Below are 11,549 nucleotides of genomic sequence, written 5' to 3'. Positions count from 1 at the left end.
CCCGGGCACGTGCTTGCGGAGCAGTCAGATGGTTGAGCCCGGCAGGAGACGCTCAATGACGAGGGCGCTTTCGGCGGGCTTGGGGCGTTCGGCAATGTCCCGGGGGCAAGTGCGAACGTATCGCCGGGGCTTTTCGATAGGGCGCCGAGGTGTCTAAAATCGTGAGTGACGATCGCTGAAGCCCGCAGCAAAGCCGTGGCGCTGATTGCACGACGTCTGAATTGGGAGAGCAGGGTTTGTCTTCAGCCACGCCGCAGGCCGTCGGGGAGAAACTGACGAGCGCCGCGATTTTCCTGACCCTTACGTTGCATCGCGGGCCCGAGCACGGCGCGATCCTGCGCGATCTTTGCGCCGATCTCTCCTCGCTTGTGCGTGGTGTAGGATTCCGCGCGCCGGACGGTCGTCTGTCCTGCGTGATGGGCGTGGGGTCGGAGGCGTGGGATCAGACTTTCGGCGCGCCTCGTCCAAAGGAACTTCACCCGTTCCGTGAAATCAACGGCGTTCACCACGCGCCGTCAACGCCGGGCGATCTGCTGTTTCATATCCGTGCGGCGCGTATGGACCTCTGCTTCGAACTCGCGTCCAATATCGTCTCGCGGCTTGAGGGCTCGGCGGTCGTGGTCGACGAGGTTCATGGGTTCAAATATTTTGACGAGCGCGATCTTCTGGGGTTCGTGGACGGGACGGAAAACCCGGTGAAGCAGGACGCCGTCGCCGCCACCATAATTGGCGACGAAGATCCGGATTTCGCTGGTGGAAGCTATGTGATCATCCAGAAATACCTGCATGATCTCAAAAAATGGGATGCGATTCCCGTTGAGCAGCAGGAAAGAATTGTCGGACGCAAGAAGCTTTCGGACATCGAGCTTTCGGAGGCCGCCAAACCCAGCTACGCACACAATGTTCTGACGAACATCGAAGAAAACGGCGAGCAGTTGCAGATTCTCCGCGACAACATGCCATTCGGCGATGTCGGCAAGGGGGAGTTCGGCACCTACTTTATAGGGTACGCCAAATCGCCCGCCCGCATTGAGCGGATGCTCGACAACATGTTCATCGGCCTGCCGCCGGGTAATTATGATCGTCTCCTCGACGTCAGCCGCGCCGTGACAGGATCGCTGTTTTTTATCCCTACAGCGGATTTTCTGGACGCCACGTCTGCGGACGCAGAGCCCGTGGCGGCCGAGGAAGTTCATGATGCGGACGAGGTTCCTCCTGTTGCAGCGACGGCGCCCAGGGGATCTCTCGGTATCGGTTCATTGAAGGAAGAAATCTGACATGAATAATCTGCACAGGGATCTCGCTCCCATATCGGACGCCGCCTGGGCGGAAATCGGGGACGAGGCCTCACGCACGCTGAAGCGCTATCTTGGCGCGCGCCGTGTCGTGGATGCGCCGGAGCCCAAGGGCGTCGGCTTTGCCGCAGTGACGACGGGTCACACGACGAAAATTGACGGCCCCGCGGAGGGAATTCGGGCGTTACGTCGCGAGGTTTTGCCACTGGTGGAGCTTCGTATTCCGTTCTCCCTGAGCCGGGAGGCGATTGACGACGTCGAGCGCGGGTCACTGGACTCCGACTGGCAGCCGCTGAAGGATGCGGCGAAGAAGATCGCTTTTGCAGAAGATCGCGCTGTGTTCGACGGTTACGCCGCCGCCGGGATTCAGGGCGTCCGTGAGGGAACGTCGAACCGCAAGCTTACCTTGCCGACATCTGTCATGGACTACCCCCGGGTTATCGCTGATGCGCTGAACGAGTTGCGCCTCGCGGGCGTCAACGGGCCCTACGCCGTCGTTCTTGGCGAGGCCGCCTCCGCCGCCGTCAGCGGGGGGAACGAAGAAGGGTATCCGGTTCTCCGCCACATCGAGCGCCTGGTGGAAAACAAGATCGTTTTCGCGCCCGCCATCGAGGGCGTGTATGTTCTTTCAATCCGTGGAGGCGATTTCGAGCTGAATATCGGGCAGGATCTGTCCATTGGCTACAGCAGTCATTCGGCGGAATCCGTCGAGCTGTATCTGCAGGAAAGCTTCACGTTCCGTGTTCTGACCAGCGAGGCGTCCGTCGCGATCCTGCCCGCAGCAGGCGAATAGTATCGCGAAACGACTTCCGCTCTCTCCGCTCTCGGCGGAGGGAGTTTGGACAGTCAGGAAGACAGACGCAGGACGCTCGCCCGGGCGGCGTCGTGGGCGAACGGATATCCAAACCGCTTTGCATGTCGCTCGGCGAACGCCTGCCGCTCCAGTCGTTCGCAATAATCGAGATAACGGATCAGAGCCCGCTCCGCACGAGGCGTTCGTCCATATTGTCGCTTGTAATGACGCCACAGCATCAGGACATTGACCGCCCACGCGTCATAGCTGTGCTCGTTCAGCCTCCTGCGGACGGCGCAGGGCAGTGCGTCGAAAGCGTCCCAGTCGTCGCCTTCATATCGCCGCCACATCTCGCCTCGTAGCGTGCGTTCATTAGAGTGCCCGGGATCAGGCATCCTCGAAGGCCTCCTCCTGCTCGCGACGCCAGATCGGGAACGGGTCGGGCAAATGCGCGTAAAGCAGCGGGTCGAAGCGCCCGGCGTCCAGCTCCGGGATCAAGGCCGCGTCGAGCGCCTTGCGGATTGCGACTTCGTCCATGGCGGACGTGCCGATGAATACGATCTCCTGCCTGCGGTCCGCGTATAGCGGGTCCCATTTGGAGAGGATCATGTCTTCCCACTCAGGGCTTTCGGGCCATTGGCTTTTCGGGATCGCTCCCCACCAGAAGCCCAGGGCCTGGGTGCGGACCATTGGGCCCGCCTGGCCGAGTTCCCCGACCCATTCCGGGCGGGTGGCCAGCCAGAAATGCCCCTTGGCGCGAATGACGCCGGGCCAAGACGCGTCGATGAACGCCTTGAAGCTCTCCGGGACGAACGGCCGGCGGGCGCGATAGACGAAGCTGCGGACGCCGTATTGCTCGGTTTCTGGAACATGGCCACGAAATTCGAACAACTCCTTGTACCACAGAGGATGTTTGTGCGCCTTCTCATAATCGAAGCGTCCGGTGTTCAGAACGCGGTCCGGCGCTACGACGCCCATATCCGTCTCGATGATGTCAGCGTCCGGGTTCAGGCTGTGAATGATCTGTCTCGCCGCGTCCCGCTGCTCAACTGTTGCGGCCGATATCTTGTTCAGAATAACGATGTCCGCAAACTCGATCTGCTCCACAAGAAGGTCGACAAGCGTACGATCATCATCATCTCCGGCGCTTTCGCCTCTCTCACGCAGGAAGTCGGACGAACTGTAGTCGTTCAGCAGGTTTGCGGCGTCAACGACCGTCACCATGGCGTCGAGGTGGGCAATGTCGGACAGGCTGTACCCGGCTTCATCGCGAAATTCGAATGTCGCGGCGACGGGTAAAGGTTCCGAGATTCCAGTTGATTCTATCAGGAGATAGTCGAATCTCTTCTCCTCGACGAGTCTTCGCGTCTCCTGCAGGAGATCGTCGCGCAGGGTGCAGCAGATGCAGCCGTTGCTCAGTTCGACGAGTTTTTCGTCCGTGCGGGCCAGGGCGCCGTTTTCTCGCACCAGATCGGCGTCGATGTTCACGTCGCTCATGTCGTTGACGATGACGGCGACTTTCAGCCCCTGCCTGTTGTTCAGGATATGGTTGAGCAGCGTGGTTTTTCCGGCACCGAGAAAGCCGGACAGAACTGTGACGGGAAGGCGGGACGTCATGGGGTCTGATCCTACTGTTGCGCCGAAGACGAGTATCATGTTATGTTATAACATAACAAATTCAAGGAATTCAAATGCGCTCCGGATGTGCGACACAGCGACGGTTGCTGGTTCCTTCGTCGTTGCGCGAGATAGAGCGACCGGATTGTCATCTGGCCCACTTGCCGCGCGTTCTGAATCAAGGTCTTTCTGGGGCTTCATTCGCCTATCTTGAGAGTGGTCCGGAACTTTTCCTCGACATGGGCAGGCCGGAAACTCTGGAGACCCGGCTGAGGAGCGTTGCCGGGAATGCCGCAGCATGTCTCGTCGACGACGTTCTGGCGCTAGTGCATCACTACAGACATTTGACCGGAGAAGACGATGTGCGTCTTCGACTGGAGTGTATTGACCACGACAGTTGCCGCCGTTTTCACGTCGACAATGTCGGGTTGCGGTTGCTCTGCACCTATATCGGCCCCGGCGTGCAGTGGAAACGCGCCGATGATGACGATATTCACGAAACACTTGCCGGAGATATAGTGATTCTTAAAGGATTGCTCTATCCGGGGCGGGCGGCCGCAGGAGCCGTGCTTCACCGGTCGCCGCCGCTGTCCGAGCTTTCCATTTCGACGCGACGTTTGCTGCTGACCGTCGATCACGTGGGGGCATGCGGAATGAACGTTCAACAATCCATTGCAGCACGCACCTAAAATGTTCGTAGTCGATAGCTGGCCGGCCAGCCGGGACGATGCTGGCGCAAGGGTCACGGCGTCGTCAGATCCCGCCGTCGTTGCCGACGTTTTGGGGTCATCTTACGACATCGTGGTCTGGGGGCGTCAGGTTCCTCGAGACTGGACGGAACATATCGTCAATGATGCGCCCGTAGACGACGGTGTGGCGTTTTCAGGCAGTGTTGATCAGGCCATCTTGTTTCTTAGAGGCAAGGCGAAGATTTCGCAAAACCGTCGTTTTCTGAGCGAGGATGTCGAACAGACCGTATCTCTCGTCGCCGCGTTGGCGGTCGCCAGAAAGGTACGCATAACCCTGAGGCCGTTCAGGAACAGCTTCTCCATCCCTCTCTCTTCCGCGGCGACGCTGTCGGTGTTTTGCCTTTATGGAGATGGCAATTTTCGTCTTGCGAATCATGCGGACGCCTCTCCTTCGGATATGGTTACGTTGGATGCATACGCGTTGGCGTTCTGCTGGCGCGCTGCGCAGAAATTCGCCTCGGCGACGTTTTCGTGCATGTCGAGCGTATGTTTCGGCCTCTGTGTGGAGGCGTTGCCGGATGCTCCGGCGCTTTTTGGGGCGTGACTGACGTCGTTCGGTATGCGGCGGCGGTGTTGCGATAGGGCTGTTTTGGAATCGTACCGTCGACATCAGTTCTGGATTCGATCCTGGGGCGTCATCCGGTCAGACGGAATCGGCTGGTCGGATGATGCTCGCCGAAACAACGAACCGGAACCTCATCCGGGAATTTGTGTGAACAGATAAGGCGCCGGATCCTTATTTTTTCAGGAAATTTTCCGATCCTGCGTAAGCATCGGATCGCCTCGCGCTCGAGTGGCTCCTGCCGAGCGGGGGAGGCGTCGGATGAACTGGAATGACGCGAATTGGGTGGAGGTACCAAAAATGGCGGCTGGACAGCGTTTTGGTAAAGCAGACGCCCGCCAACGGACGCCTGCTCGGGCCTCGATATGCTGAGGCGCCGTAAGAGCGGCGGAAAAACCGGCGGGGTCCGTCTACTTGCCGATAAGGGCTGATACGGACCCTGCCTTTACGTTAACCGAGACTTACGCCCGCTTCGGCGAAGATTTCGACAGCGCGCGCAATCTGCGCGCTCGTATGGCTGGCCATCACCGAGCACCGCAAAAGCGGGCGATGGTCAGGCGTCGCGGGCGGCAGGCTCAGATTGACGTAAAGCCCGAGGTCCAGAAGCCTGTTCCACAAAGCAATCGCTTCTTCGACAGTTTCCAGAGTCACCGCCACGACCGGGCTGACCTGCTGGCTGACGTTCAACCCCAGCCCCTTCAGACCCGCGTGAAACTGCGCAGCGTTTTGGGATAACTGCGTCCGCAGTTCCGGCTGGGCGACCATGTCGTCAAGCGCGGCCATCGTTGCGGCGATCACTTCCGGCGGCAGGGAGGCCGTGAACATATAGGGGCGGCACTGCAGTCGGACGAGATCGATCTCGTCGTGATTGGAGACGCAGTAACCGCCGACGGTTCCCAGACTCTTCGAGAACGTGCCGAGGATAAAGTCGACATCCGCCTCGACGCCTTCAGCCTCGGCGACGCCGCGACCGGTTGGACCGAGAACACCGAACGAATGGGCTTCGTCGACGAGCAACGTCGCTCCGGTTTCTCGTTTGATCGCGGCCATCTCTTTGAGTGGCGCGACATTGCCGGTCATCGAATAGATGCCCTCCACGACGACCAGTTTGGCGCCGGGCGTTCCTTCAAGGCGCCGCAGGCGTTTGTGCAAGTCGTCGGGATCGTTGTGCTTGAAGCGTATAACCTGAGCGTGCCCAAGACGGCTGGCGTCGTAGATGCTCGCATGGCTGTCGGCGTCGAGGATCAGGTAATCGTCTTTGCCGGCGAGGGTCGAGATCATCCCGAGATTGGCTTGATATCCGGTGGAGAACACCATGCAATGCTTCTGCCCGAAGAATGAGGCAATGCGTTGCTCAAGCTCCCGGTGCACGCTCTGCGTGCCGTTGGCGATACGCGATCCGGTGGTGCCAACGCCTCGCGCGCGAACGGCGTCGATCGCGGCGTCGATCGCACGCTGGGACTGGCTGAGTCCGAGATAGTTGTTCGTGCCGAACAGCAGCGTCTCGCGGCCTTCGATGATTCCGACTGTCGAGGACACGGGCCGTTCGATCATCACGTCGAACGGGTTGCGGCCGCCGCCAGCGGTCAGCAGGGCGAGCCTTTGCTCGACGGTGCGGAATTTGTCGAAGATGCTCATTCAGACCTCAACCGCCGTTTTTGAGGGAGACGATACAGGTCGCAAGGTCGTCCACCGTACGGATGTCGGCAAGACGGTCGAGCGGCACGGAAACGTCCATTTCGTCCTCGATCTCCATGACGAAATTCATCACAGCGAGTGAGTCGAACGCCAGATCCTCCACAATCTTGCTGGACCCGTTTATGTCGCGGGGCACCTTGGGATTGGCCAGCAGCTTGTTGACGATCAGCGCCGATACATCCTCAATTGTTTCGCTCATCGGATCACCTTTCATCATTGCCGTCCGCCGCTGCGCGTCGGCGTTTTATTCGTCGTGGACGGCCGCCGCGTCTCGCCGTGCGAGCCAAGGGCGGTCGTTATGGCTTAAAAGCTGATGGCTGGCCAGAAGCGGTCCGGCACCGCGCGCGCGTCATGCGCGCGGCGCATCACGCGGCGTTGGCTGTTTCGTCGCGGGGATCGAAAGCGCCCGATAGCAGCATGGTTTTCGCCTTTGCCCGGGTCAGCTTGCCGGAGGATGTCTGCGGCAGGGAGTGTGGGGGCACCAGCACGACATTGACGTCGACGCCGTGCAAACGGCGAAACAGGCTTGCGACGCGGTCGCGCAGTTCTTCCCGCGCGTCATCGGTGGTCGCGCGGCATTGCACGAGCGCCACCACTTTTTCTCTGTCGTCTTCCTCTATCGAGAATACGGCGACGTCGCGGCTGCGAAGCGTCTCGATCTCGGTTTCGGCGCACCATTCCAGATCCTGCGGCCAAATGTTGCGGCCGTTGATGATGATCAGGTCTTTGGCACGGCCGGTGACGACGATTTGCCCGTCTTTCATGTAGCCAAGGTCGCCGGTGTTCAGCCAACCGTCGGCGCTTAACGCCTCGGCGGTTTCCATGGGCAGGCGGAAATATCCGCTCATCAGGCTCGGCCCGCGCACGTAGATCGCGCCGACTGTCCGTTCGGGCAGAGCCGAGCCGTCCGGGCCGCGAACTTCCATTTCGTGCCCTGGCAGGACGCGGCCGCATAGCATGAACGTACGTAGGGAAAGGGAAGGATCGTTTGCGGAAATCGCCACGCCATCGGACTCCAAACGGCGCAGATCGACCGTGTCGGTCTGGATCCCGTTCCCCAGTGGGGCGAAGCTGATGGCCAAGGTGGCTTCGGCCATGCCGTAACTGGCGACGAAGGCCCGCTGATCGAAGCCGACGGAGGCGAAGCGTTCCCCGAAATCTTCGAGGATGTGCGGTCGGATCATGTCGCCGCCGATACCAGCGATCCGCCAGCACGACAGGTCGATGTCGCCCGAGCCGGATCGACGGGCGCAAAGTTCGTAACCGAAGGACGGGCTATAGGAGATGGTGCCGCGATTGCGCGAGATCAATTCCAGCCACACGTGAGGGCGGCGGGCGAATTCGCGGGTCGGCAACAGATCGACGGTCAGCTGGCAGGTCATGGGAGTCAGGAAAAACCCGACGAGACCCATGTCGTGGTACAGCGGCAGCCAAGATACGCAACGATCCCCGTCTTCCCGGACCTGCAGGCCGTCGAGAGCGATGGAGCGCGCGTTAGCCATGCCCGATTTTTGGGTGACGCAAACGCCTTTGGGGAAGCGCGTGCTGCCTGATGAGAACTGAAGATAGGACAGCGCTTCCGGTTTGATTGCAGGAAGCGGGCGCATTGGCGCGGGCAGGGTGGCCAGTTGGGCCGGGTTTCCCCCGAATTTCAAATCAAAGCCGGCGACAATCTCGTCGGTCCATCCGCCAATGACGTCCGGGACCACGAGAGCGGATGCGTCGGAGCTTTCGATCATGCCGCGTATGGTCGCGACATAGGCCTCGCGTCCGCCGAAGGCGACGGGCAGCGGCATGGGGGTCGCGACCAGTCCGGCGTATTGGCAGCCAAAGAAGATACGCGCGAAATCGCCGTCGCTCTCGGCGATCAGGCCGACGCGGTCGCCGGGCTTCAGGCCGAGCGCCAGCAGGCGAAGAGCCATCTCTCGCGCCTGTTCTCTGAGAGTGGCGTAAGACAGCGCTTCAAGCAGCACGCCGCGCCCGGAATATATGTTGAAGCCAGCCGAACCTTGCGCAGCGTAGTCCAGTGCTGCGGTGAAGGTGTCGAAATCCCCGTGGCGACGCTTTTGCCCCGAGGCGCTCGGAACTGGAGCTGGCGTTGTGTTCTGGAACGCAAGATTCAAAGAAGCGTTATCCACACGAGATATGACGGTCATCAGCTGGCCATTCTTAGGTAATCGACAATTGCGTCCGCCCCGACTGGCGCTGTAGGGGCGTCGCCGCTCAGGTCGAAAGTGTCGCCTATATAGTCTTTTTGGCTGGCGATGAAATCTTCATGCGTGAAAAACGCCCGATCAATCGCCCCGCCGATGTCGTCGGCGCTGTCCCTGACGTCGCCCAGCGACCAAAAACGGTAGTTCGGATCGTCCTGCCAGGCGACGTCGTGAGCGTTGAGAAACAGGCAAGGGCGCGGCCGGATCAGAAACTCCGCCACCTGAGAGCTGACGTCGCCAAGGTAGAGATCGGAGCCCATGGTGTAGGTCATGTCGAGGCTGCGCGGGCTGCCTGTATCGATCAGCATGTGCTCGTAATGGCCATAGGCGCGTTTTAGCTGCGCAATCTCGGCGCGACGTGTGTCGAACAGACGATAATGCGGCGCGAAAACGAGGTTGTAGCGGTCCTGTCGGGCGAAATGATCAAGGATATTAAGCCCGAAGCGCGGCCACGAAGACAGTCCACGGCTGAAGTGTGGATTGTACATGACGGTTGGACGATCATTCGGGAACAGGCGGGGCCGTCCCGTCTGCATACGCTGGACCATGTCGAATTTCGCGTAGACGCCGGTCTTATAGCGCCCTGGTCGTATGGACCCGTCGGCGAGCAGGCGCTGTTCGAGCTTGCGGCCCGCCATGAGAACATAATCGAACAATCTTACGTCACGAGCGAACCCGACGGCGCGGTCGCCGGCGCCGTGGCGAGTCCAGATCATCCGCGGGGTTTGGACGCCGAGCTTGCGGAGATAGAGCGAAGTTCTCTCTGGAACCACTATGCCCTGAAATGTAGAGAAATAATTCTTGTTGTAAAACAGGCTCGCAAACTTCGAAATAACGGAGTGTCCGTGCTTCTCAACCTGCCTGCGGATCAAGTTTGGCAAGTGTAGAAGCTCGAATCGTACCTGTGCCTCCGGGTAAAACGAGGCAAGGAACTTCGCGTAGTCTAGGTGCTTCTCGGTTGCGCAGGCGACATGGACCTCCACGCCGGGGTGGCGGCTGGCGGTCTCCATGGCGATCGGGAGGGAATGAAGCGTCTGGTGAGGTTGCGCTATATAGGGAAAGAGTAAACGCATCAGTAGGTTACGCACTATCCTTTGGGGGCGCGTCTATGCCCGTCGGTTTTGAGCCGCTCAGTCGCCAGACAAATCCCAGTTGCATAAGGACAAGAAATACGGTGGCTCCAAGTATCGCCGGGCCCGCTCCATCAAGACCGTACCACTCGGTCGTCAGCACGAGAAGTGGCAGATAAAGCATGGCGTCCAAGCCTCGGGCGATGATCACGGCGCCAATCCGGCGCATCGTGAACAACAGAGGCTCAAGCGGCAATCCCCATATGGCTACGACCTCGGCTCCAAGCAACCACATCGTGAGGGGTAGGGCGTCTGCTCCATTCGGTCCGATTACGATCTGCAGGATCGGTCCTCCGAGAAACCATGCGAAGCACAGCAACGCGCTTCCTAGGGCTCCGGCGGCAAGGGCGGCGCGCACAGCCAATACATACAGATGCAATGTATCCCGTTTATTCCAGAGTCGGGTCATCTCCGGGTACAGCGTCGACTGCACGAGGGTCGCGGGCTTCGCGATGCCCGCGGCGATCTGGCTTCCGACACGATAGTAGCTGGCGCTCACCGGCCCCAGCATCCCGCCGATCACCAGAGTGCCAATATGTCCAAAGGCGAGGGTCAGCGTCGAGTTCAGGTTGGTTGTCAGTGCAAAGCGCCAGACCCCGGGAAATGCGCGACTGATCCCACCGCGAAACAGGTCTTCAAAAATTTGCCCCGGGCGCTCCAGAAGGCCCCTCAGTAGATCTCTTTTCGCCAATTCCAGCGTAGCGAACCCGAACAACGTCACGCAGGATGCGAATTCCGCCAGCATCCAGACTGCAGCCATCGCGGTCACGCCGCCGCCCCACGCCCATAATATGAGTGTCCCAACCAGCCGTACCACGGTGGCCACGACGCTTTGCGCCGAAATCAGGCTGTATTTGTTCAGAAGCCTAAGTACGCCGACTGGAGTGGCCGAGGCCATGAAGAATATGCTCGTGGCGTATAACGGCCCCAGAAGGGTGAGCGAGTTCGGCCAGCCGAGCCAGTCGCGTCCCAGCCACGCGAAGGCCGCGCCGATCAGAGCGCCAAAGAATCCACCGGCAATATCGAGAGTGAGGCCGAAACGCAGGATCCGATGGAACGCGTTGATGTCGCGCCTACCCAGAGACTCACTGCCGAAATTGAGGACCGTCTGCCACGACTGAAAGTCGGCGATGTCTCCAACCGTGCGCGCGAACGCATAGAGAAGGACGATCAGGCCGAAATCATGGGCGCCCAGTAACCGTATGGCAAGAGACGTGTGCAACAGGGCCAGCGGTGCGTTAAGTGCGCGCCCGGCCATAAGGATGCTGACATTGCGAACGATACGCTTCTGGGGGGAGGCGTTGTCTTGTTCGGTATGGGCGTCCTCGGGGGCGTTGGCGTCGGAATGCGGCGGCTGACCGCGAGAGTTCCGGGCGTTCTGGCTGCTTTCGGTCATAGTCGCCGTATCGGCCATTCGGCAGAAACGGGCAATGTTGGTCGTCTTTGTTTGGACCAGTCGGCGAGAATGGTGCTCAGTTTCGTTTCGCCACGT

The 11,549-nt window shown here is 60.1% G+C and carries 11 protein-coding genes; 4 read left to right on the top strand and 7 right to left on the bottom strand.

The window, feature by feature from the left end:
* Positions 1-236 precede the first annotated feature (236 nt).
* Together HK28_RS06965 and HK28_RS06960 are read left to right on the top strand one after the other, a co-directional pair.
* Positions 237-1,277 (top strand): Dyp-type peroxidase, encoded by a 1,041-nt coding sequence (locus HK28_RS06965; RefSeq protein WP_086643881.1) that lies wholly within the window; start codon positions 237-239, stop codon positions 1,275-1,277.
* A 1-nt stretch (position 1,278) separates the two neighbouring features.
* Complete coding sequence (locus tag HK28_RS06960) at positions 1,279-2,088, top strand: family 1 encapsulin nanocompartment shell protein (RefSeq protein WP_086643880.1); 810 nt, start codon at positions 1,279-1,281, stop codon at positions 2,086-2,088.
* 53 nt (positions 2,089-2,141) lie between these two features.
* Here the strand turns inward: HK28_RS06960 and HK28_RS06955 are convergent, their stop codons facing one another.
* Positions 2,142-2,483 carry a DUF6525 family protein gene (locus tag HK28_RS06955; protein WP_086643879.1) on the bottom strand — a complete coding sequence of 114 codons (342 nt, stop codon included), beginning with the start codon at positions 2,481-2,483 and terminating at the stop codon, positions 2,142-2,144.
* Positions 2,476-3,705: a GTP-binding protein gene (locus HK28_RS06950; protein ID WP_086643878.1), complete on the bottom strand. Its 1,230-nt coding sequence runs from the start codon at positions 3,703-3,705 to the stop codon at positions 2,476-2,478. Before HK28_RS06950 ends, HK28_RS06955 begins: the two co-directional genes overlap by 8 nt.
* 74 nt (positions 3,706-3,779) lie before the next feature.
* Between HK28_RS06950 and HK28_RS06945 the strand changes: the two genes are divergently transcribed.
* Positions 3,780-4,394 (top strand): DUF1826 domain-containing protein, encoded by a 615-nt coding sequence (locus tag HK28_RS06945; protein ID WP_086643877.1) that lies wholly within the window; start codon positions 3,780-3,782, stop codon positions 4,392-4,394.
* A 1-nt stretch (position 4,395) separates the two neighbouring features.
* Positions 4,396-4,998, top strand: a complete 603-nt coding sequence (locus tag HK28_RS06940) for a hypothetical protein (protein ID WP_086643876.1) — start codon at positions 4,396-4,398, stop codon at positions 4,996-4,998.
* A gap of 468 nt (positions 4,999-5,466) precedes the next feature.
* Here the strand turns inward: HK28_RS06940 and spt are convergent, their stop codons facing one another.
* From spt to HK28_RS06915, 5 genes are all read right to left on the bottom strand, one after another.
* Complete coding sequence (gene spt / locus HK28_RS06935; protein WP_086643875.1) at positions 5,467-6,654, bottom strand: serine palmitoyltransferase; 1,188 nt, start codon at positions 6,652-6,654, stop codon at positions 5,467-5,469.
* A gap of 7 nt (positions 6,655-6,661) precedes the next feature.
* On the bottom strand, positions 6,662-6,913 hold the full coding sequence (locus HK28_RS06930; protein WP_026398801.1) for an acyl carrier protein: 252 nt from the start codon (positions 6,911-6,913) through the stop codon (positions 6,662-6,664).
* A 166-nt stretch (positions 6,914-7,079) separates the two neighbouring features.
* Positions 7,080-8,870, bottom strand: coding sequence for a fatty acyl-AMP ligase (locus tag HK28_RS06925; protein WP_086643874.1), 1,791 nt, complete (start codon positions 8,868-8,870; stop codon positions 7,080-7,082).
* Positions 8,870-10,000: a hypothetical protein gene (locus tag HK28_RS06920; protein ID WP_086643873.1), complete on the bottom strand. Its 1,131-nt coding sequence runs from the start codon at positions 9,998-10,000 to the stop codon at positions 8,870-8,872. The genes HK28_RS06925 and HK28_RS06920 overlap by 1 nt, the downstream gene beginning before the upstream one ends.
* Positions 10,001-10,007: 7 nt before the next feature.
* The coding region (locus tag HK28_RS06915) for a lipopolysaccharide biosynthesis protein (RefSeq protein WP_369823615.1) at positions 10,008-11,549 on the bottom strand (1,542 nt) is incomplete at its 5' end.

The sequence above is a fragment of the Acetobacter sp. DsW_063 genome (assembly GCF_002153745.1).
GTDB lineage: Bacteria > Pseudomonadota > Alphaproteobacteria > Acetobacterales > Acetobacteraceae > Acetobacter.
The sequence above is the reverse complement of the archived record's forward strand: the minus strand, read 5'-3'. Positions and strand labels throughout refer to the sequence as shown.